Here is an 18439-nt window from a genome sequence, read left to right as displayed (position 1 = left end):
AGAAAAAGCCGCCACGGCGAACCGGGCGGCTAGTTCTTGTTGTTTGGGACTTCTTCAATCCCCATCATGTCAAAGAAACGATCCACGCTTTGTTTGATCGCTTTGGTGTCTATCTCACCACTTTCCGTAATTAGCGGATTTGATGTCGATTTTGGGTTCGGCATGATTGACAGCCATAGGCTATCCAATTCACGGATGACAGAGACTTCCCATGGAGATGGTCTGCGCCCCGTGAGACGCGACCAAGCCAGGATGTCTTGATAGGTAATCGGCGACGGCCCCATGCCGCCGCCTCTGGCGTCCGACAACTCGCTGAACCACTCCCACAAGTGGCGCAAATCCCAAGGAAGCGCGACAGGGCCGCTAAGGCGGAATGCAATCTTCCGCATCTCATCCGGCCCGGCTTTGTGCATGCGCCTTTCAAGCGTTTCGCGCTCGCTCGGGGTGGGCTTCCCTTTATCGTCCTCTCCCTTTCGGCAAAGACGAAATTGCCACTCCGCAAACTGGATCAGGTCTCTGCGGAGTTCGGAATAAAACCCAGCTTATTGTAAGCCGCCCCGAAAACCTGCGAGAACAGCCAATCCTTGGAAAGGTCTGAAAGAAGCTCAACAACACTGTCGGGGCTGTACTCAATTAGCTTACCGCCCAACTTCACAGGCGTGAAGTTAATGACACGCCCTGCCAAGTCAGTAGCATTTCTCTTGGCGCGGTCATGCGCCGAAAGCAGGGGGCGCTCAGGCTCTGGCTTGTTGGCCTTTGCCGCCGCGATGCGCGCCTGCGTGAATTTTGACTCTTCCTCTCGGTCGCGCTTTTCGATCTTCTCATTCAGAGCAATCGTGATTGGATGCGACGGGCCGGCAATGGTCCAAACCCATGTGGTCGCAACGCCAGTGACGGGGTGCTTGATGGCGTACTCCAGCGTTTCGCCATAAGCCAGATCGGCAAGATCAAAATCGGTGATGTCGGTCATGGTATCCTCTTAGTCGGATCGGAGTGCCGGGGTATCGGGAAGGTGGGCGGGCGCCGCCCCGACAGCAGCGCCCGCCCTCTCTCGGCCGAGAGGACGATTACGCCGCCGCAGTGCGGGTCAGCGTGTTCTGGATCGACAGCATGGCCTGCGCCTTGACCACCGTGCCGGCGTTGCCGGGGTTCTCGGTGTAGCCGTTCACGCGGGCTTTGAAGATACGGTAAGAGCCATGACTGCCGGCGCTGTCGTTGTATTCCAAGCGGAAGTTGTAGAGATCATCAGCGTCCAAGGCCGCAATAAGCGCCGTCTGGCCGCCGTCCGCGACATCCATGGCAAGGTCAACCGTGACCGTTCCAAGGTTGTAGTTCCCCTTGAACTTCTGCGTCTCGCGGTTGGAGACGTTGTTGAACGTGATTTCCTGGAACTGCTTGCCAAACGCCGGCATGTTCTCGATTTCGCCGATCAGCGTGTAGCTGTCACCGCTGGGGTTGGTGGCGGTCGTGCCGATGCTGAGCGTATAGCCCGACGACGTAATTACGGCCATGTTTTACTCCACAGATAGGCGCCGCAAAGACAGCGGCAGGGCTTCCCGCCGGACCATCCGAACGGGTGAAGAGGTTTCAGGGGGAGGGATCAGCCGTTCAGCCAGTCGCCATCGAAGGGACTGCCGAGCAAACTCTGTGTCCATCCGGACAAGGACCGGACGCGCCCGCGAAGCTGTGGGAGCATCTTTGTCCAGCCAAGCCGGTATTGATTGAGCCAGGGTGAAAGAGACTTGCTTTCGTAGCAGTGCGCCCCTTCATCAATCGGCGCCCCAGCAAGAACGATGCGATCAGCGCCACGCGACAAGGCGATGCGAACTGCGTAAAGCGCGCTGGTGCCGTTCCACTGGTCAAGCTTGGGGAAGGTGCGCGTTACGCCCTCTGCTCCCTCTGGCGCTACCAGCGGCCATGCGCCGGGGCGTTCCAATCGGAACTCGGCCGCCAATTCGTGGTGCAGCGTAGCCCCCATCCAAATCTTGCCTGGATAGCGCCCCATCATTCGGTTAACGGCTATCACGCGGGCGGGTCGGCTCCCCCATTCATCAAGGTCGCGCCACACAGATGCGGCGGAGGCCACGATCAGATAGGGCTTCATTTCTGCACCGTGGGGTATAGGTAAACCCATGGAACCGTGACCATTCTCACGAAGCGGTTTCCCTCTTCGTAGCCCGCAACGTCATCATCAACGCGGGGGTCTTCGGTGCGGAGGGTCTCGGCGCCTGCATAGTTGTCGATCAGCGTGGCGCGGTCGAAGGCGGCTAGAATGGCATCCACTTCAGCATTGATGGCTGCCCGACCCGTCCCCTGCCCCACCGAGACATAAAGCCTCACGATGCCGGGTAGGCGATGCGTCCGCTTGCCGGCCGCATTCTTGCCGACAGGTAACGTCTGATCGCGACCGGAAATCAGTTCTGCCTCGATAGCGGGTAGCGGCGACCCGTTTTCGTCCACCGGCATATTGCCATCTGACGTGCTGGTTCCACTCGGCCATGGATCATTGGGCCACCGGATCGGAAATGTCGCAGCGCTTCCCAGCGTATCGACAAAGGCGTTTTCGACCGGCCCGATCATTTCAGCACCTCAATGACGATGGAAGGCCAACGGTTTTCAGAGCGGTTGGCCGACTGAGTGCCACCATTCGCCACAAAGCGGCCCTTCTTTCCACGCACGGCCGATTTCGCTTCACCAGCTTCAGCGATGCCGCCTTCAATGACCCCACGATAGTCAAAGTCAATTTTGACCGGGTAGTTGCCGAAACGGGCTTTCAGCGCTCTGGCCGTAATCTCGAAAACGCCGTTTGGCGCTTGAGCGGAAAGACCAGGGCGGCTTTGACTTCTTCGACCGCGCCAACCTTCAATCTTGCGGGCGTACGGAACCGTGTCGATGAACACCACCTCGTCGCCGGGCATGATGTCCACCGTTGCGCCCTCTGTCGCAGCATCACGGCGCACGCGGTTCACATACATCCAAATGTGCTTGGCGTAGTTGCCAGTCTTGACCGGGGCGGCCTCCATGAGCGCTGCATAAGTGGCGTCGATGACATCGCCGGCCGGGTGGAATTCATACTGGATTACGCCGCCATACTGGACAGTGTCCTCAGACGCCCCGCGATGACCATCCACCACAACAGTGGTGGGATACTTGCCCTGTTCAGCCTCCAACTCAGCGCGAGCCGCGCGAGCTGTCGCGGCGTGCATCTTGACAAATTCTTGCGGCGATAGGTCGCTCTTCAGAAGTTGGAGTTGCCGGCGCACAACGTCGATGTTGGAGGCCATCGGTCACCCCATAAAGTCGGCTTCGATGCGCACCACTTGACCGTCCATGATGACCGGCCACACGTAGGTGATGGATCGTTGCGAGCCGTTCCACAGCACCTTGTCCGTCACCTTCAAGGGCAACGGGACAGCACCGCCCGCGAAGTCCGTTGGCGACAGGATCGCGCGGAACGCGCCCTGACCGCTCGTGCTGCCGGGACGTAGCTCCTGCGCCGACAGGCCACGGACACGGGCGCGGCACTCCACGAAGGACGCCGCACGGAATATCTTGATGTCGGTTCCCGCCCGCTCCAGCGAGGCGTCCAGCCGGGCAATCGTGTCTTGCGCTGCCATGATCAGCCGATCTGTGGAACCCGGTAATTGTCCAGAATGTCCGACACATCGGCGGACAGGTTGCCGGCATCGGCCTTGGGCGTGATGTACGTCACGTCGTCCACGCCATCGACCCGGACACGCTGCACGAACGGATCGCGTCGGCGTTCGGCGTAGCGGGTCCAGACCATACGGGACACGGCGTCCTGAAGGTCGCTCGGGACCGTGGCATAGCCGGCGGTGTAGGTGACGACGATCAGCGACGCGGGCCACACGATGGGGTAGCCCTGCGAACCGATGCGGGTAATCTGGCCGTTGGCCTTATTGACCGTGTAATCGTCGCCGGCAACCAGCGTAGTGGTGTTGTCGCCGACGCCTTCGACCACAGAAGCCACCGACGACACCGGCCAGCGGGAAAGCTGAAGGAACTGCACGCCGCCAGGGACCTGATAAGGATACTGGTCACGGTCGATGCGGATTTCGTCCTTCACCGTCTCGGATGCTAGGACGCGGTTGCAGAACTGCGCCGCGGCGGCAGAGCACCGGGAGATGGACCGGGTCAGAAAGGCATCGTCGCCCGTCCCGCTAATACCCCAATCGTCCTTCACTGTGGCAAGGTCGATCAGGTCGTACGACGACGCCGGTGTGATGACGGTGGTGATGATCGAGACGGACATGATACCTCTCAGTACAATCCGGAAATCTTCGTGGCGGTCGTGTTGGTCGCCATGACCTTGGTCACGCGGATCGGGAGGATTGATCCGGCCGTGACGGACTGGAGCGTGTCGGTCGATCCGTCCAGATAGGTCACAGCGAGATTGCCCGCGCCGCCAACGAAGACCGCCCGCGTCGGCTGGGACAGCACAGCGCTGTCACTCGGGGACACAGCGAACCCGCCGATGTACGGGCTGGCGAGGTCTGGCGAAAGGTTGGCGTACTGGTCGGCCATGTCATGCCCCCTTGGTCATGTAACGGGCCGGGCGTCCGGGGCCACGGCGGGCAGTCTCGACGGGCGTAGCGGTCTCGGGGAACGGGCGGGCGTCTTTCGCTTCGCCGTTCGCCACAAGCGCGTCAGCCACGTCATCAGGCAGAGGCACGCTGTCGCCTTCGCGCCACGGCCTCATATCGCGGGTGAACGTCACGGTTTGCATGGGAACCTCCAGGGGAGGCCCGGCTTCCCACCGGGCCTCTATGGTCACGACGGGATGCGGTCGTAGCCGGCCAGGACAGCGGTCGCCAGAAGCGACGCAGTGTCGGTCCCGGACGCCGACAGGTCCGGAGTGAACACCACGCGGACATATCGGCGTGCGCTGTTCAGATCGACCGCCAGGGTCGAGACGCCGGTCTCGGTCGATCCGCCGGAAGCGCCAGTTGCCACGACACCGGGGGCGCTCGGGGTCAGGTAGTCGGCCCAAGTGGAGCCATCGGCGCTGTCCTGCACCTTCAGGGCGGTAAGGCTCAGCGTCTTGGTCGCGGCCAGGGTCGCCGAATAGAAGACGTTGAAGACGCCAGAGGCAGCCAGGGCGCCCGTGGACGAACTCAGCCGGTCCACCGCAGCGCCGTTCACGGAAGCGTTGTCGCCAGTGCCGCCGGCAGTGGCAGAAACGAACGCCGACCCGATCTTGGCCTTCAGGTAAGCGCCCACATTGTGCTGAATGACGATGTCCGTCATGTCGAAAATCCTCTTCGGTCAGAAGAGGGGCCGGGGCATGCCGGCCCCTGCTCAATTAGGAGATGGCGGGCGCCCAGCGGACGAACTGCGCCACCGCAATGGCCGCGTCATGGCGCACTTGGAAGTCATGCTCCGTGACGGCCCGGATCAGGGTCTGGTCGTTCTGGAACGTGCTGTAGGTGTTGCCATCGGCGCCGACATAAGACGCCTCGCGCGACACGGCCAGTTCCAGCGACATGCTGTCGAGGATCATGGCCTCGTCCATCTCCACCAAGAAGACGAAGGAGCAATCCGTGTGGCTGCCGTCACCGTTGTAGTAGTTGACGGGGATTTGCGTGGTCGTGCGGATCGGATAGCCGAACAGCGAACCGCGCATCACCTCGTCACGGTAGACGTAGACGCCCAAGCTGTTCTGGACGTTCATCAGGTAGTTCTTGCTGCGCGGGTGCATGAACCACACACGGCGGCGCTCCGGCACGTTGGCAACGTCCAGTTTGTTCACCAGACCGCCGAGTTCCTGCGCCACGGTGGCTAGGGTGTAGGACGCGGTGGAAGTGATGAAGTTGCCGCCGCTGGCAGCGGTCGAATTTCCGGCCGCGCTGTAGGCGCCGGCCGTGCCGCCTCCCTGCGCGGCGTAGCCGTTGGCGAACGACAGGAAGCCGCGCGGGGCATCCTGAGTACCGTCGCCCAGCAGGAAGGCGAGGTCTTCACGCAGGGCGATGACCTTGACCAGATCGTCACGCACGAAGGCGTCAACGGCCGGGTCCGCATAGCGCATCATGTCGTTGGACACCGGTACCAGGGCGGTCAGCTTCTTGTAGCTGGCGACGATCTGGTTCAGCGTCGGCTGGCTGGCGCCGATGCGGGCGTTCTCAGCACCGTAGCTGGCGGTAGCCGCGGCCGACTGGCCGGGGATGGTCATCGTGCCGCGCGGCATCGGGATGTTGCGCGGGCCGGCGGCGCGGACCTGAGCGGCCGGACGCAGCAGTTCAATGATCTCGTTCATGTAGTCGGGCGGGACGATGAAGCCGCCGGACGCGCCGACGTTGGTAGCCAGGGCCTTGGTGACCGGATGGCTTTCGCCGTAGATGTCCTTCGACGCCTGACGGGCGCCGTAGACATTGCCGTTGCCCATGCCGAGCATCTTGACGACACCGCCGACGACAAGGCTCTTCTCCTTGACGTAGCGGTCACCTTCGGCGGCGGCCGGAACGGTGGGGGTATCCTGACCGGCAACCGGAACGGCCGACTTGGCGGCGATCTCCTGCGCTTCCGAAACGCGCTTGATCTGGTCAGCCAGCTTCACGACTTCGGTCTTCTTGGCTTCGTAAGCCTCACCGCCATCGGCGGCCAGGGTCACGAGTTCGTCCGCCGCCTTCGAGTGGGCAAGGCGGAGTTCAGCAATCTTCATGCTTGTCTCCAGGGCAAAGAAAAAGCCGCCCGGAGGCGGCCATGGTTCCCGATCAGCGGCGGGAATGGGTTAAGCGATCAGGAGCCGAAGGGCTTCCGCCTCGCGGATGCGAGCGGCTTTCGCCGTCTCGGGTTCTTCGGTCGCAACCTGCGACACGACGTTGTCGATCAGATCACGGGCCGTGGTAAGGTCGGCCTCGTTCTTGGCGGACAGGACGCGCCCGGCTTTCAGCGTTAGAGCCTGCGACACGCTCTTGGCGGTCATCATCTCTTCGCCTTCCGCGGTTCCTTCCGCGTCCTCTTCGACAACCAATTCCGTCACCTCTTCGACCGTCATGGCGATGAGGATTTGTCCAAGCTGCCGCATGGCATCAGCCAGCATGTCAGGGATCGGGCTGCCGTCCTCTTCATAGGCGGCCTCCCATTCCACGCATTCCTCCAGCCATCCAAGCTCAGACAGCAGCCCAGCAAGCCAGCCGACTTCGTAGAGGCCCTTGCGCGTCAGCTTCGGGGCTTCTTTCGTGACGATGTCGCCAGCCGCTTTCTCTGCAAGGTTGGCTGCATGGCGGAGCGCGCCACGTTGTCCCTTCGGTGCCGACTTCGCCAGAGCGCGGATTTCGTCCACGATCTTCTTGGGCGCTTCGGCAGCAGCCTTCAAGGCGGCGTGTTCATCGGCAGACAGGGTGACGGTAGCGGATCGCTCGATGACGACCGCGGAAGGATTACAGGGCACGGCGACCACGGACAGCTCCATCAGTTCCCACGATTTGTAGAAGACGCCGCCGCCCTTCATGGGCTCGGTGTCGATGGGCTGGAAGCCCACGCTGACAGCACCAAGGACGCCAGCTTTCGCCAGCCCGCAGTATTCGTCAGCCTTGGCGGATACGCCTTCCGGAGCGAAGGTGATGACCGCCTCCACCCGACCGTTCTTGACTTCGGGCGCCGCCGTACCGATTGGCTTGGTCGGGTCATGGTCCGCCAGAACCACCGGGTTCATCATGTAGCGGGTCAGTTGCGCGCCTTCCGGACGCAGAACATCACCAGCCCGGTCTACGGTGGCGTCGCTTGCAATCACCCGGATTTGACGGGGGCCAAGCCCGGCATCTGCCGCGACAGAGCCCGACATGAACTTGCGCTGTGTGGTCATTCCTCTTCCCCCTTCGGCGCGGCTCCGTCCGTCGCATCCGCCGGCAACTCGCCATCTCGCGGCTTTCCGGCTCCATCCGGGGCCGTCCCGGTGGCGTCGCTTCCCAGCGCAGCCATATTCAGCGGGCGCATGACCGTGTCGCCGTCTGGAACCGGGCCAAGGCCCTCGCTCATGCGGACTTCGTTCGGCGACAGGAAGCCGGACAGTAGGCCGATGCGGGCGTTGTTGTAGCGGGTCTGCACGTCCGCCCTCAGGAGCCGGTTTTCGTCCATGTCCACTTCGTACCCCTGCAAATCGAGGTCGAAGGTTTGGGCGAACTTGGTTTCCCACCGCTCCAAGCTCGGCATGATCGCATCGGCAACGTATTCTTGCTGCGTCTGCGCAAACTGCCCAGCTTTCTGAGCATCACCCAACCCGAGCTTGGACAGCGGCATCCGGTAGAACCGGGCCACCTCTGCGATCTGCAACTCGCGCTGTTTGATGAAGTCCAGATCGGCGGCGGTAAGCTGGAGTTGCTGCCACTCCATCCCTTCCTCAAGGACGGCTGTGGTTCCAACGTTGCTGACGCCGGACACGAAGGCATTCCAAGATGCCTTCAACCGCTGCGCCGCCTCAACCGTCAGCTTTCCCTTTGCCTTCAGCACTCCAGATGGCCGGGCACCGTTGCCAACGAACCGGGCCGCCTGCTGCTCCAGAGCCATCGCCAGCCCGACAGCATCGCGGGCGAGGCCGATGGTCGATGCGCCGGCCAGCATGTTGAAGGACAGGCCGCGAAGGTGGAAGATGTCCTCTGCCGGTATTGCTACCGGCAAGTCACGCAACACCGAAATCTGGAAGAGGCCGATGCGGTTGACGTTGTAGAAGATTGACCCGTCCACCGCCTCCAGCACCAAAACAGCGTCCGGGTTGATGGCGATCAGTTCGGTAGGCTGCCCGCGCCGGTCACGCAGAATGGCGGCATAGGCGTTGCCCCTCAGAGCAAGCCCGGCCTCCATCTGCTGCGAGAACTCAAACCACGTCTGAATGCGGTTTGGGCGCACCAGCAACCGGGCAACCGGATGATCGTTTGGCTTGACCTTCTCCCGGCCGCCATCGTCCTTGACGCGATACATGGTCGGGGTGCAGCGCGCCACGTCTTCGGATCGGATGGTCACGCAGGCATAGACGGCCGAAACCGTCATGGCCGTGGACTGGCTGACCAGAAGTCCCGTTGCGCTCGGCACGGAACCAAGCGGGGGGATCGCGCCGTATGTCGGCGCCCCGGCCGACGACTTCTCGACAGCCGCAGCGGCGCCGCGCCCGCGGAAGAGGCCGGACCAGAGTGCCATGTGTGTGCTCCTAGATGACTAGCAGGCCGTCTGACCGGTCCTCTGTTTCGTAGATCGATCCGCCCATGGGAGGCGGGTTCTTGCTCATCAGCGCCACAGCGTCGAAGGCCGCCATCAGCGGATCGATCTTGGCCGTGCCGGCAACCGCCTTCGTGATCGTGATGGCGTTGCCCTTTGGCTCCGTCTTGGCGTTGCCCACGGCCCACGCCATCAGGTCTTGCCCGGCATGCTTCAGCGCGCCGGACGCAAGCTTGATCTCCGCCGTCTTGATGGCGCCGTTCAGCGTCCAGCCCTGCGAGATGCCGACCACCCGCTCTTTGGGAGACGGGTCATCCTCGCCACCGATGCCGACGAGCGCCAGAGCATCGACCTGTGCGCCGACACCCATGGGGTCCAGGCCGACATAGGCCAGCATGCCGGAGGCATCGACCACCGCCAGGATGTCCGCCACTTCGGAGAACGCCTGTTCCATGTCGGAGACCACGACCAGATCGCCGGCCCGTTCAAGGTCACGCAGCCGGGGGGCCTCGCTCTTGCGACGCTCCAACACGGTTTCGTGCGCCCACGCCTTGGACCACAGCAGCCAACGCCGTGAACCCTTCTCACGCCCCAGCACGGCCAGCCCGAGCAAGTCGTCCAGGCCGCCGCCGTCGATACCACCCACAACCACCTCGCATCGGCTCAGGATGCTATCCAGGGTGATCGACTTGTCAGCAGCAGCTTCCCAATGGTCAGCGCCAACCCATCGGTCGGAGCGCAGCGCCAAGCCGATTTCGACGTTCAGATGCTTGGACAGGAAGCCTCGCAGGCTTTCCTCGCCAGCGGCCGACGCCTTGTCGAACTCGCGCTCTAGGAACTCGACATCGACCGATGCCCCAAGGTTGGGGTTGGTGACGTAGAAATACGACTTGTCCTTCTGCCTGCCGTCTTTCAACAGTTCATCAGGGAACTCGTACAGGACCGGCAGGAACCGCTTGTCGGCGATCTTTCCATCACGAACCTGTCGGGCATATTGGAGCTTCTGCCGGAACACGCCGGCCGGCGGGTCGTCACTCTGCGTCGTGGCGTAGATGACAAAGCCTTCCGGCCGCGACGCCAAACCGCCGATTGCCTCACGCAGCATGTTCTCAGCGTTAGGCCGTTTCCCGAATAGCCACAGCTCATCAATCAGTGTGCCAATGGCCTTCTTGCCAGACACCGTGTCGCTGTCTGCCGCCACGACCTTCAGCGTCGCCTTCGTCTGCCGATGCGTGATCGTCCGCACATGCTCCTGCACATGCAGCAAGTCGTTCAGTTCCGGGTCCGCCCGGATCATGTCCCGCGCCGGGAAGAAGCTGTTGTTGGCGACCTCAATGGTCGGGGCAATGATCTGGAACTCACCGCTCATGCGCCAGTTGCGCAGAAGGGCGGTCATCATAATCCCGGACGCGCCAGTTGACTTGGCATTCTTCTTGCTAATCAGAAGAAAGTATTCCGTGATCAGCCGGCGCCCCGTCTGCTCGTCGTACGACCCGAAGATGGAGCCTACAAAGTCCTGAAGCCAAGGGCGTGCCGCCTCTCCCATTGTCGGGCTGCCGGGGGCATCCACGATCCGGAGCGAGTTGAACACGTCAAGCGCCGCGTCCGCCTGATCCTGAAACAACGGCGCGAAGGGGATCAGGCTCTCGCGCGCAAGTATGCGCCGCTCCCAATCCGGGCACGCTGTTGACCAGTCCATCGGCTACCCCTTCGTATTGTCCGCCACCAGTCGCGGCGCAGCCGGCGTGGCAAAGCGACCAGCGGAAGCAGCCTTTGCGGCCTCTTCCTTCTGCTCCTTCTTGCCCTGCCCTACAGGCTCAAGCCGCGGCGTCTGGAACGGCAGAGCCGCCGAAGCCAAACGGACCTTCGCGTCAAGCGGCGCGTCCGGGTCATTGATGACGTCCATAATCCATTCAAGTGCAGACTTGAACCGCCCCGGAACCTTTGGGGCGACAGGCGCGACCTCAGCGGGCGGCGCGCGATCCGGCTCATCCGCCTCAGGGGCAGGAACCTCCACAACCACAGACGCCTCCGCAGCCTTCAGCTTCTTGATGACGGCGCGATCCTTGGTCCGCGTCTTGCCAGAGCCGGGCGGTCTCCCAGCTCCCGGCCGATACCCCCCTCTCGGCATTTGATTTCCTCCATCCAAGCCGTTGGCCGCAAAATCATAAATTCAAACGGCCATTTGGGTTAAATGACGGTCATAATTCATACCAAGGGCAGATAATCTCGGAATGCGCCCGGACCGGTAGCGGCGTCCAAACCAGCCTTTGGGATGTAAACCCCCCACTCCCCATGGCAATCTGCGCCTGTCAAGTATGAAAAAGGTCATAGATGCACGATTTTTCGCATCGCCGCCCCTTTTTCACCCCCAACGCCGCGCCATCCGCTCATTCCGTGCCCTTGCCGTCTTCCGAGCGTGGCACCCGCCGACCTTGCCATCCTCATGAGCCCTGCCGTTGCCCCCCTCTCTGGAGCACAGCAGTTGGATGTTGGTAGGGTCTAGGTCTGCGCCCCCGTCTCGTCGCTCCACGACGTGGTCGCCGATCAGTCTGGTTGGCGTGCCGTCGTCCTCATGGGTCTTGCCGCACATCTCGCAGCGTCTGCCCCGTTGCTGGATCAGTCTGGCTACGAGCGCCTTCCACTCAGGGGACAGGTAGAAGGGGTCTGCCGTCTTGGGCATGGGCTTGGCCGCCCGTGTGTCCAAGGTGGCGAGCGTTGGCCGTAGGTTGGTCAGCCGCTTGTCTGCTTTGCGGTTCATGGCTATCCGATCACCCAAGCGACGATGCCGCCACACGCCAGCAAGCCGACGATCCAGCGTCGGACGACCCTGTATGCGTGGCGCTTGCCTTCCTCGTATCCAGCACGGCGGTTGGCGCTGCTGATCTCCGATGCCGTGCGCGCCATGCTTTCCAGCTTGGCAATGGTGGGGGCCATGGAGCGGGTCATAGCGGCTTGGCCTTCTTGGCATGCATCCTGTCGTAGATGGCCTGCACCTCCGCCTCCGATGCGCCGCGTCCAGGGTTCAGCGCCTCAGACAGCCACGATAGGGCGCGGGCGCCGTTGAACGTGCCGTCCGGGTTCTGCGCCGCGTCGCCAAGCGTCTTGGCCTTGCGGGGGTCGGTCATGTCATCACCTCGGAGGCATGGCGTTGACGAGGTTGGACCGGATCACCGGGCGTGGCATCGCGTTTTCAGCGGGCGGAACCAGCTCCACCCATGCCTTGACGCCTTGGACACCTGCCCGCCTCCACGTCGCTTCGATCTTCCGGGCCAAGCGAGCGGCGCCCTTCTCTGTACTGGCGTCTATCTTGCCGTCTGAGGCGCGGGCAAAGGCGGGGCAGCGGCCGGCGATGTATCGGGCCATGGCGATCACTCCACGATGGACCAGTCATCCGCCAGCACGTCCGCCTGACTGGCGTTCCACGGCGCGAACGAATTGTCAGCCGTCTTCAGGCCGATCCAGGGGAGCTTCGTGCAGCCAAGAGCCGCGACCATGGCGGAGCCCTTGAGCTCGTTGTAGTCATAGCCCTGCACCAAGCCGAGCCACATTCCCTTGCCGTTCCAGCCAGAGCGGGCCACGCGCCTCCCATCTTTGAGAGCGCGGATAGCGTCACCAAAGTCCATCGTCACCACTCCCTCTCACGCTCAGCGAGCGTCTGCGCCAGTCTGTCCAGGCTGTCGTTCAGCGCGGCCGGGCCGCAGATAGGCATGTCGTCATTGTGCGTGGCGCTCCGTGCGGGCCGATGCGACAGCGTGCCATCAGCCAGCCGGATGAGCGTGTCACCGATCGCGGGCGGCGGATCGTAGAAGCCGGCGTCGCGGGTCTCGTGAACCAGTTCGTGCCCCTCGATGTCCGCCACCACATAGGCCCGGCGGGTCGATATGCGGGAGATGCGGCCTAGCTCGGTGACCATGATGGCTCACTCCCATTCAGCGCGGCGATAGACACGGCCATTCAGGACAGCGTAGCGCCCGCTTTCGTCGAGACCTTCCACGTAGGCCCTGCCCGTCGCGTCGATGCGTCGGAAGGCATCGTCTAGCGCCTCGCATGGGGCGCAGTGGGAAGCGGCGTCGCAAACCTCTTGGCAACTGGTCATGAGCGGCCTTCCGTGCGAAGATGTTTCGATTTACGAAACAAAACGAGGCTATCCGATGGCTTCAGCGAGGCAGGCGCCACAACTCACCGACTTTTGCCGCCGGGCCGAGGCGCTGCTTGGTGGGCGGGGCTGGAAAGCCAGATGGGCGCGGGCAATGGATTACCGGCCCGCTCATGTGACTGTCGTGACCAATGGGCATGAGGCGCCGCCACAGTCGTGGATGGCAGCCCTGGAACTGCTTGAGAGGCTTCCGCCAGACAAATGGCCGCTCAGATGGCAACGCTAGGCCGCCTTCTCCGATAATCGTGTGCGCTTGTGGTGGTCTAACCAGCCCTTGGCCTTGAGGTATTCTGGCGCCTGCCGTAGGCCGTCATTGACGTCAGCGCTGAGGACGAGCCAATCCACCAATTCCGCATGGGCGATCATGAGGTTGGCGTGGTCCATGGTGGTCTGCGCCAGCCGGCTTTCGAGCTGGGCGTTCTCTTCCCGGACCTGTGTGGCCTCCAGCATTGCCTTGACCTTGCCGTCTAGGGCGTCGTCAAGGCGCTTGGTCATCTCTTCGAGGCGGGCGTCCTGATCGGCAATGCGCTTTGACAGGCGGGCGATTTCCGCCGTATGCCGCTCCTCTGCCGCTGCCTGCGCCTGCTCCATGCGGGCTATGTGAGCCTCCAGGCGCTTGATCGTGTCGCTCTCCGCCTTGTCAGCCTGTGCGGCGCGGCGGTCATCGCGGGTTGTCTCTTTCCACCCGCGCCAGACACCCCACAGCATGCGGCCGGCAAGGGCCAAAGCTCCGCCACCCGTCGCGATCCCGACTGTTTCCGGTGAGATGGCGGGATCGGGCATGGCGTCAGTCCTCAGGCCATGCCCCAATCATAAAGGGCCGGCGTGGTATAATCGCGGCATACAAAGCGACAGCAGCGGCATATTCGGGCTCTGCTTTGTCGGTGGGCACGGCGGTGTCTTCTTGGGGTGGCGGCGGAGTGTCCGGCATCGCTGGCCCCAAACGACAAAGCGCCCGAGCGAGTTATCGCCGGGCGCAATTGTACTGACTATCTGGAACGTACGCTCAACTGCCCCTAACGGTCAAGGGAAAATGTGTTGATGTGGCGCAACCGGGTTATTTGCCGACGATTTGGCGCCATCAGACACGAGGGCGGCGGCGTCATAGCCGTGCTCGGCAAGGATCACAGGCAGGCGTGTCGTGTTGGCTTTCGGGACGTAGCCGGCAGCATGGGCTTTCGTCATCACAGCATGGACGCGGGCCAGCATTTCAGCGTGCACCAGCGCCATGGGATGCCCGCTTCCCGCTGCATAGGACTGAGCGTGAACGGCAAGGAAAATCCAGTTCTCATCTAGAACCGCGGCAAGTTCACGGCACAGACCATCAGCAGTTGACTCCGCAGAGCTTCCAACCCATGCCCGATTGGCCTTCGCAACAGTCGGCTTATTGGTCGCAATCACGCGCGAAGCCAAAAGCCTGTCGTGCCAGTTAGCGATAAGATCTAGCTGCTTATCGTCAAATTCAGAAGCCGCGTCCTCTTCCATCGCAACGCCTTCCATCTCGCGAAGGACTTGCTCAAAGTCTCCGGAGATCGGGGCGGCCGGCGCGGCGGCGCGCCCCCCCCATTTCATCAAGCGCTGAAACCACCTTCACAGCGTGCGGGTCACAGTCACACAGCGGCCATTCGCATTCGGGACGCGACGCCCCGCCATCGTTGATGGAAATTGCCTTACAGGCGGCATCACGAGCGCCTTGCTTGGACGCATTGGTTTGGGGCAAAGTGTTTTCAGCCATAGCGAACCTCACTTGTTCGTGTTGGTCAGGGCCGCAGCAAGTGTTAGCGCACCGCTGCGGCCCGACTATTTTAGCACAAAGTCGGTATCGGCAAGAGCGAATGTTTGCTAGGCGGCCCGCTTTTCTTCACGTCGCAGCTTGCCGAACCGCACGTCATTGAACAGGTCAAGCGCGTCCCGCAGATACTCAGCCACCGTCTGCGGCTTCATTCCGCGCTGATGGGCGATGTCTGAGCACGTGATGCCGTCAATGATCACCGCCATGGGGAGCCACGTGCGCCACCGGTTCCCGCCGCGCTTGGCCCGTGCATTGGCCGCGGCACGCTCCGCCATGGCGTCGATCCAGTCCAGATAGTGTTCCTGCACCATCACGGCATAGACGCTCTCATAGTCGTCTTTTCCGCCGCCGAACGTCTCGCCGTACGTAGCGACGCGGGCGTCCATGCCCTTGGTGATCAGGAGATACGCCATGCGGATGAGGCATGTGGCGTCATACTGTTGCTGATCCAATTGGTCCTTGTGATACATGACCAAGCAGTTGTCCGCTTGGAGCCGCCTCCGGGTTTCCGGCGTCCCTAAGTCCGTCACCTCATCCTGGCACTGCCGGACGGGCGCTTGGTGGCTAATCACCCCGACGCGGCGGGCGTTCGGAACGGGCTGAAGGGCGGCCATCTTCCATCCTACGGCGGGTTATTCGCGTTGGCGGAAGTATAGCACAACGGCAGACGCCGCCGAAGGGCTAATCTTTCGGCGACGTGTATTCGCGCACCGCATCAGCGGCAGCGTCACGGGAAATGACCATTCCGCATTTCCCGTCGCCAAAGTCGAACCGGCACCAAGCGTCACGTTCTGTTAAATCTGTGACCGTGACGTGATAGCCGGTGACTTTATCGACAAAGCGGGAGCCTACCTGTATACTAGGCAGCGTCAGTCTCCCGCCTTTGCCTGCCGCAGCGCTTCTGCCATCAGCGCGGGGTATTCGGGATCGTCCAGCGGGCTTGCGGGGATGCTGCCGTCCCTGGCTGCGGCGTAGGTCTCCGGCTGGTACTTCTGCCCGAAGTCGGCGAGGCACTGCGCCCGCAGATCACGGTTCTCGCTGGTCAGCCGGGCATTCTCGGCGGTCAACCGATCGATCTCCGGCTTGAGCCTGTCGTCTATTTCCTCGCACGCCCCCAGAACGCTCGTGTTCAGCGCGTCAGTCAGGCGCTGGTTCTTGGCGGTAAGCGCCTCGATGGCGTCGAGGAGGCGCGCCAACGTCTCAGCGCCAATAGCGAATTTCCGGCCAAAGGCGACTTCAGCAGCGGTGGGGCGAAGCTCCGCGATCTCCTCAGCGCTGATCGTGGCGGCCGGCGCCGGCTCTAGGTCGAATACAGCGGCTACCACGTCAACGGGGGTGCGAAGGACGGTGGCGTCGTTTGGATCGTGGTCACACGGCATTGTCGGCCTCCATCGTGACGCGGAGCATCAGGGCGGTTTCGTGCATGCCCATGTCCCGCAAGGCTTCGACGCACCGGTCTACGGCTGCCGTCTCGGCTGCACGGATGGCGTCGGCAGTCGCTTTGCGAATGTCCTCCATGACCGCGTCGGTCAGTTTTAGCGTGCGGCCACGGATGCAGCCGTTCGGGAACGCCATGAGCGCCCGCTGTTCCGGGGTGATGGTCTCAGCCATGGGGCACCTCCTTTCCACCGTTCGCGGCCATCCATGCGTCGAATTCATCCATCGTCATGCGACGATTAAGCGGGTGGTCGTCGCCGTCCCATTCGGTTGTCGCCGTCTGGTGCGACAGAACTGAGCCAGGAAAGTACTTGTTGTTGCTGACCGCATAGGCGACGTCTTCGGCGCTCGATCCCTCGAAATCTACCACCTTGATCACGATCTTGTGGACGGTGACTTTGCTCATGGCTTGTCCTCCTGAGGGGCGGCGCCTGCGGGCTTCCAAAACGGGAGGAAGGCTTCCTCCGGCCACAATTTGTCCTGCCCCGCTGATACCCATTCCGGGGCATCGGCGAATGGATAGACGAAGCGCCCGTCGTTGCGCTCCACAGCCACCGGGCACTTCCACAGCTTGTGCCAGCGAACGATAGTGGTCCGGTCCTTCGGCGCCTCGCTGATAGGCCGCCATTCGAGTAAAGCCAGCAGGGAAATCACGTCATTGGCGAACGCCCGATTTCCAGCAGTGTAGCCCCCCTGATCGTCGCCTGTGTCACGCCACTTGGTGAGGCGCTCTAGAGCTTCGCGCGCTGCCGTCATTGCTTCTTCCTCCAATTGGCAAACCACCGCGCCGTCCCTCTTTCCACAAGCCCCATTTTGACCAGCGCTATACAGTGCCGCGCGGCCGTCTCAGTTGGGCTCTGAGTGCGAATGCCGGCCCTCCTCGCCACGTCATAGGAACAGGCCCAATCGTTGGTGAGCGCGTCGTAAACCTGCTGTTGACGGGCGGTCAGCTTCGGTGCGTCAGTCATGGCTGTGGCTCCCTTGGGCCTGCGACACGATATACTTTTCGGTGATGACGCCAGATGCCCAGCCCATGAGGAAAGCCCCTGCAACTATCATCGCCGTGTTCCGCAGCCGCGAATTTCTGCCATTCATTCGCGGCGCCTTCGCACTGATACGGCCCGCTATTTCGCTCCATTCCGCCGCCGGCATCGAATACTCATCACCGAAAAGCGTCACGCCTATGGTGTCTTCGCCGTTCACGCCATCGCCAAGACGGAGGCGAACGCGGCCATGGTTTCGATGGTCAGCCATTCGCATGCTCCTTCGCCTTGAACTCCGCAGCGGCCATTGCCACGCCAGACGGATCACGCACGAGCATCTCGCCAGCAATCAACAGCTTCTCGGTGTATGACAGACTGCGGAGCTTCGGCGGCACACCGTCCGTAGCGCGGCGGATCGCATTCATGAATTCGCTGTAGGTGGACGGCCGGTCGGTGGCGGCGCCAAGCGTGATAGCGGCGGCTTCCTCGACCATAGCGGCAAAGGCGGACTGGCGCCCCTCTTCGCGAGCGGCTTCCACGGCCTGCGCCTGCCCGGCATCCCACGCCATCTTCACCACTTCGTTCTCTCGGGCGGCAAGGTCATCCAGCATGTCGGCAGCCCGGCCGATCAGGGCATAGGTCGCCGGCCCGTCGAAGCACATTGTTTCGTCTGTCAGCGCCCGCAGTTGCGCCGATATGCTTTCCGGTGTCTCCGCTTGCATTTCAGCGCCGTTCCCGGCAAATTCATCAACAGCCATCGTTGAACTCCCGTTTATCGTAGTGGTTAGGGCCGGCGGTGGCGTTACAGCGCCCAACCGGCCCGAACTGTTTCTAGGGCTGGATTGTAGCACAACTTGCGGCGCGTGAAGAGCAAAACTGCAACCGCCCCACTTTTCC

General features: G+C 62.4%; 30 protein-coding genes. All 30 read right to left on the bottom strand.

All coding sequences use genetic code 11. From position 1 onward, the window contains the following. Window positions 1–29 precede the first annotated feature (29 nt). The 30 genes from TSO5_RS32130 to TSO5_RS05840 all read right to left on the bottom strand — a co-directional run bounded on the left by TSO5_RS32130 (window position 30) and on the right by TSO5_RS05840 (window position 18300). Window positions 30–413, bottom strand: coding sequence for a hypothetical protein (locus TSO5_RS32130; protein WP_146203698.1), 384 nt, complete (start codon window positions 411–413; stop codon window positions 30–32). Window positions 414–508: 95 nt separating this feature from the next. Beyond that, window positions 509–970 (bottom strand): hypothetical protein, encoded by a 462-nt coding sequence (locus tag TSO5_RS05990; protein ID WP_109150734.1) that lies wholly within the window; start codon window positions 968–970, stop codon window positions 509–511. 97 nt (window positions 971–1067) lie between these two features. After that, window positions 1068–1511, bottom strand: coding sequence for a hypothetical protein (locus TSO5_RS05985; RefSeq protein WP_109150733.1), 444 nt, complete (start codon window positions 1509–1511; stop codon window positions 1068–1070). Window positions 1512–1600: 89 nt separating this feature from the next. Further along, the gene (locus tag TSO5_RS05980; protein ID WP_146203697.1) at window positions 1601–2104 is read right to left on the bottom strand and encodes a hypothetical protein; all 504 of its coding nucleotides are present in this window, start codon (window positions 2102–2104) and stop codon (window positions 1601–1603) included. Next, window positions 2101–2580 (bottom strand): hypothetical protein, encoded by a 480-nt coding sequence (locus TSO5_RS05975; protein WP_146203696.1) that lies wholly within the window; start codon window positions 2578–2580, stop codon window positions 2101–2103. Before TSO5_RS05975 ends, TSO5_RS05980 begins: the two co-directional genes overlap by 4 nt. Continuing rightward, window positions 2577–3284 (bottom strand): hypothetical protein, encoded by a 708-nt coding sequence (locus TSO5_RS05970; protein WP_109150730.1) that lies wholly within the window; start codon window positions 3282–3284, stop codon window positions 2577–2579. Before TSO5_RS05970 ends, TSO5_RS05975 begins: the two co-directional genes overlap by 4 nt. Window positions 3285–3287: 3 nt before the next feature. After that, complete coding sequence (locus TSO5_RS05965) at window positions 3288–3617, bottom strand: hypothetical protein (RefSeq protein ID WP_109150729.1); 330 nt, start codon at window positions 3615–3617, stop codon at window positions 3288–3290. Window positions 3618–3619: 2 nt separating this feature from the next. Then, window positions 3620–4273 carry a hypothetical protein gene (locus TSO5_RS05960; protein WP_109150728.1) on the bottom strand — a complete coding sequence of 218 codons (654 nt, stop codon included), beginning with the start codon at window positions 4271–4273 and terminating at the stop codon, window positions 3620–3622. 8 nt (window positions 4274–4281) lie between these two features. Then, complete coding sequence (locus TSO5_RS05955; protein ID WP_109150727.1) at window positions 4282–4545, bottom strand: hypothetical protein; 264 nt, start codon at window positions 4543–4545, stop codon at window positions 4282–4284. A gap of 246 nt (window positions 4546–4791) precedes the next feature. Then, window positions 4792–5268, bottom strand: coding sequence for a hypothetical protein (locus TSO5_RS05945; RefSeq protein WP_109150725.1), 477 nt, complete (start codon window positions 5266–5268; stop codon window positions 4792–4794). Between the two features lie 55 nt (window positions 5269–5323). Continuing rightward, entirely contained in the window at window positions 5324–6679 is a 1356-nt protein-coding gene (locus tag TSO5_RS05940; protein WP_109150724.1) for a phage major capsid protein, read from the bottom strand. A 69-nt stretch (window positions 6680–6748) separates the two neighbouring features. Continuing rightward, window positions 6749–7825: a hypothetical protein gene (locus TSO5_RS05935; protein ID WP_109150723.1), complete on the bottom strand. Its 1077-nt coding sequence runs from the start codon at window positions 7823–7825 to the stop codon at window positions 6749–6751. Then, window positions 7822–9153 (bottom strand): phage portal protein, encoded by a 1332-nt coding sequence (locus tag TSO5_RS05930; RefSeq protein WP_109150722.1) that lies wholly within the window; start codon window positions 9151–9153, stop codon window positions 7822–7824. Before TSO5_RS05930 ends, TSO5_RS05935 begins: the two co-directional genes overlap by 4 nt. A 10-nt stretch (window positions 9154–9163) precedes the next feature. Beyond that, on the bottom strand, window positions 9164–10870 hold the full coding sequence (locus tag TSO5_RS05925; RefSeq protein ID WP_109150721.1) for a terminase large subunit: 1707 nt from the start codon (window positions 10868–10870) through the stop codon (window positions 9164–9166). A 3-nt stretch (window positions 10871–10873) separates the two neighbouring features. After that, complete coding sequence (locus TSO5_RS32125) at window positions 10874–11077, bottom strand: hypothetical protein (protein WP_146203695.1); 204 nt, start codon at window positions 11075–11077, stop codon at window positions 10874–10876. Window positions 11078–11536: 459 nt separating this feature from the next. Then, window positions 11537–11764 (bottom strand): HNH endonuclease, encoded by a 228-nt coding sequence (locus TSO5_RS33235; RefSeq protein ID WP_247870616.1) that lies wholly within the window; start codon window positions 11762–11764, stop codon window positions 11537–11539. 170 nt (window positions 11765–11934) lie between these two features. Beyond that, window positions 11935–12108 (bottom strand): hypothetical protein, encoded by a 174-nt coding sequence (locus TSO5_RS32635; protein WP_158282374.1) that lies wholly within the window; start codon window positions 12106–12108, stop codon window positions 11935–11937. A gap of 8 nt (window positions 12109–12116) precedes the next feature. Further along, window positions 12117–12299, bottom strand: a complete 183-nt coding sequence (locus TSO5_RS05905) for a hypothetical protein (protein ID WP_109150717.1) — start codon at window positions 12297–12299, stop codon at window positions 12117–12119. Between the two features lie 243 nt (window positions 12300–12542). Beyond that, on the bottom strand, window positions 12543–12797 hold the full coding sequence (locus TSO5_RS05895) for a DUF2829 domain-containing protein (RefSeq protein WP_109150715.1): 255 nt from the start codon (window positions 12795–12797) through the stop codon (window positions 12543–12545). 2 nt (window positions 12798–12799) lie between these two features. Continuing rightward, window positions 12800–13087 (bottom strand): hypothetical protein, encoded by a 288-nt coding sequence (locus TSO5_RS05890; protein ID WP_109150714.1) that lies wholly within the window; start codon window positions 13085–13087, stop codon window positions 12800–12802. Window positions 13088–13552: 465 nt separating this feature from the next. Continuing rightward, on the bottom strand, window positions 13553–14113 hold the full coding sequence (locus TSO5_RS05885) for a hypothetical protein (RefSeq protein WP_109150713.1): 561 nt from the start codon (window positions 14111–14113) through the stop codon (window positions 13553–13555). A 240-nt stretch (window positions 14114–14353) separates the two neighbouring features. Beyond that, a complete protein-coding gene (locus TSO5_RS05880) occupies window positions 14354–14815 on the bottom strand; it encodes a hypothetical protein (RefSeq protein WP_146203694.1) in 462 nt (153 codons plus the stop codon). Window positions 14816–15172: 357 nt separating this feature from the next. Continuing rightward, window positions 15173–15736: a hypothetical protein gene (locus TSO5_RS05875; RefSeq protein WP_109150711.1), complete on the bottom strand. Its 564-nt coding sequence runs from the start codon at window positions 15734–15736 to the stop codon at window positions 15173–15175. Window positions 15737–15991: 255 nt separating this feature from the next. Then, on the bottom strand, window positions 15992–16501 hold the full coding sequence (locus tag TSO5_RS05870; protein WP_109150710.1) for a hypothetical protein: 510 nt from the start codon (window positions 16499–16501) through the stop codon (window positions 15992–15994). Next, the gene (locus tag TSO5_RS05865) at window positions 16491–16733 is read right to left on the bottom strand and encodes a hypothetical protein (protein ID WP_109150709.1); all 243 of its coding nucleotides are present in this window, start codon (window positions 16731–16733) and stop codon (window positions 16491–16493) included. The genes TSO5_RS05870 and TSO5_RS05865 overlap by 11 nt, the downstream gene beginning before the upstream one ends. Beyond that, window positions 16726–16965, bottom strand: a complete 240-nt coding sequence (locus TSO5_RS05860) for a hypothetical protein (protein ID WP_109150708.1) — start codon at window positions 16963–16965, stop codon at window positions 16726–16728. The genes TSO5_RS05865 and TSO5_RS05860 overlap by 8 nt, the downstream gene beginning before the upstream one ends. After that, window positions 16962–17315 carry a hypothetical protein gene (locus TSO5_RS05855; RefSeq protein WP_109150707.1) on the bottom strand — a complete coding sequence of 118 codons (354 nt, stop codon included), beginning with the start codon at window positions 17313–17315 and terminating at the stop codon, window positions 16962–16964. Before TSO5_RS05855 ends, TSO5_RS05860 begins: the two co-directional genes overlap by 4 nt. Next, a complete protein-coding gene (locus tag TSO5_RS05850) occupies window positions 17312–17527 on the bottom strand; it encodes a hypothetical protein (protein ID WP_109150706.1) in 216 nt (71 codons plus the stop codon). Before TSO5_RS05850 ends, TSO5_RS05855 begins: the two co-directional genes overlap by 4 nt. Next, entirely contained in the window at window positions 17520–17813 is a 294-nt protein-coding gene (locus TSO5_RS05845) for a hypothetical protein (protein ID WP_109150705.1), read from the bottom strand. The genes TSO5_RS05850 and TSO5_RS05845 overlap by 8 nt, the downstream gene beginning before the upstream one ends. Next, on the bottom strand, window positions 17806–18300 hold the full coding sequence (locus TSO5_RS05840; RefSeq protein WP_146203693.1) for a hypothetical protein: 495 nt from the start codon (window positions 18298–18300) through the stop codon (window positions 17806–17808). The genes TSO5_RS05845 and TSO5_RS05840 overlap by 8 nt, the downstream gene beginning before the upstream one ends. Window positions 18301–18439: the final 139 nt, after the last annotated feature.

It is taken from the genome of Azospirillum sp. TSO5, assembly GCF_003116065.1.
Lineage (GTDB): Bacteria > Pseudomonadota > Alphaproteobacteria > Azospirillales > Azospirillaceae > Azospirillum.
The sequence above is the reverse complement of the archived record's forward strand: the minus strand, read 5'-3'. Positions and strand labels throughout refer to the sequence as shown.

Bases quoted from the DNA above. Each gene is read 5' to 3' on its own strand.
- TSO5_RS05925 (WP_109150721.1), bottom strand. From the start codon at position 10,870: ATGGACTGGTCAACAGCGTGCCCGGATTGGGAGCGGCGCATACTTGCG.
- TSO5_RS05865 (WP_109150709.1), bottom strand. From the start codon at position 16,733: ATGGCTGAGACCATCACCCCGGAACAGCGGGCGCTCATGGCGTTCCCG.
- TSO5_RS32130 (WP_146203698.1), bottom strand. From the start codon at position 413: ATGCACAAAGCCGGGCCGGATGAGATGCGGAAGATTGCATTCCGCCTT.
- TSO5_RS32125 (WP_146203695.1), bottom strand. From the start codon at position 11,077: ATGGACGTCATCAATGACCCGGACGCGCCGCTTGACGCGAAGGTCCGT.
- TSO5_RS05890 (WP_109150714.1), bottom strand. From the start codon at position 13,087: ATGGTCACCGAGCTAGGCCGCATCTCCCGCATATCGACCCGCCGGGCC.
- TSO5_RS05875 (WP_109150711.1), bottom strand. From the start codon at position 15,736: ATGGCCGCCCTTCAGCCCGTTCCGAACGCCCGCCGCGTCGGGGTGATT.
- TSO5_RS05955 (WP_109150727.1), bottom strand. From the start codon at position 4,545: ATGGCCGACCAGTACGCCAACCTTTCGCCAGACCTCGCCAGCCCGTAC.
- TSO5_RS05880 (WP_146203694.1), bottom strand. From the start codon at position 14,815: ATGGAAGAGGACGCGGCTTCTGAATTTGACGATAAGCAGCTAGATCTT.
- TSO5_RS05960 (WP_109150728.1), bottom strand. From the start codon at position 4,273: ATGTCCGTCTCGATCATCACCACCGTCATCACACCGGCGTCGTCGTAC.
- TSO5_RS05965 (WP_109150729.1), bottom strand. From the start codon at position 3,617: ATGGCAGCGCAAGACACGATTGCCCGGCTGGACGCCTCGCTGGAGCGG.
- TSO5_RS05970 (WP_109150730.1), bottom strand. From the start codon at position 3,284: ATGGCCTCCAACATCGACGTTGTGCGCCGGCAACTCCAACTTCTGAAG.
- TSO5_RS33235 (WP_247870616.1), bottom strand. From the start codon at position 11,764: ATGTGCGGCAAGACCCATGAGGACGACGGCACGCCAACCAGACTGATC.
- TSO5_RS05940 (WP_109150724.1), bottom strand. From the start codon at position 6,679: ATGAAGATTGCTGAACTCCGCCTTGCCCACTCGAAGGCGGCGGACGAA.
- TSO5_RS05930 (WP_109150722.1), bottom strand. From the start codon at position 9,153: ATGGCACTCTGGTCCGGCCTCTTCCGCGGGCGCGGCGCCGCTGCGGCT.
- TSO5_RS05975 (WP_146203696.1), bottom strand. From the start codon at position 2,580: ATGATCGGGCCGGTCGAAAACGCCTTTGTCGATACGCTGGGAAGCGCT.
- TSO5_RS05935 (WP_109150723.1), bottom strand. From the start codon at position 7,825: ATGACCACACAGCGCAAGTTCATGTCGGGCTCTGTCGCGGCAGATGCC.
- TSO5_RS05895 (WP_109150715.1), bottom strand. From the start codon at position 12,797: ATGGACTTTGGTGACGCTATCCGCGCTCTCAAAGATGGGAGGCGCGTG.
- TSO5_RS05945 (WP_109150725.1), bottom strand. From the start codon at position 5,268: ATGACGGACATCGTCATTCAGCACAATGTGGGCGCTTACCTGAAGGCC.
- TSO5_RS05905 (WP_109150717.1), bottom strand. From the start codon at position 12,299: ATGACCGACCCCCGCAAGGCCAAGACGCTTGGCGACGCGGCGCAGAAC.
- TSO5_RS05860 (WP_109150708.1), bottom strand. From the start codon at position 16,965: ATGAGCAAAGTCACCGTCCACAAGATCGTGATCAAGGTGGTAGATTTC.
- TSO5_RS05985 (WP_109150733.1), bottom strand. From the start codon at position 1,511: ATGGCCGTAATTACGTCGTCGGGCTATACGCTCAGCATCGGCACGACC.
- TSO5_RS32635 (WP_158282374.1), bottom strand. From the start codon at position 12,108: ATGGCCCCCACCATTGCCAAGCTGGAAAGCATGGCGCGCACGGCATCG.
- TSO5_RS05855 (WP_109150707.1), bottom strand. From the start codon at position 17,315: ATGACGGCAGCGCGCGAAGCTCTAGAGCGCCTCACCAAGTGGCGTGAC.
- TSO5_RS05850 (WP_109150706.1), bottom strand. From the start codon at position 17,527: ATGACTGACGCACCGAAGCTGACCGCCCGTCAACAGCAGGTTTACGAC.
- TSO5_RS05990 (WP_109150734.1), bottom strand. From the start codon at position 970: ATGACCGACATCACCGATTTTGATCTTGCCGATCTGGCTTATGGCGAA.
- TSO5_RS05885 (WP_109150713.1), bottom strand. From the start codon at position 14,113: ATGCCCGATCCCGCCATCTCACCGGAAACAGTCGGGATCGCGACGGGT.
- TSO5_RS05845 (WP_109150705.1), bottom strand. From the start codon at position 17,813: ATGGCTGACCATCGAAACCATGGCCGCGTTCGCCTCCGTCTTGGCGAT.
- TSO5_RS05840 (WP_146203693.1), bottom strand. From the start codon at position 18,300: ATGGCTGTTGATGAATTTGCCGGGAACGGCGCTGAAATGCAAGCGGAG.
- TSO5_RS05980 (WP_146203697.1), bottom strand. From the start codon at position 2,104: ATGAAGCCCTATCTGATCGTGGCCTCCGCCGCATCTGTGTGGCGCGAC.
- TSO5_RS05870 (WP_109150710.1), bottom strand. From the start codon at position 16,501: ATGCCGTGTGACCACGATCCAAACGACGCCACCGTCCTTCGCACCCCC.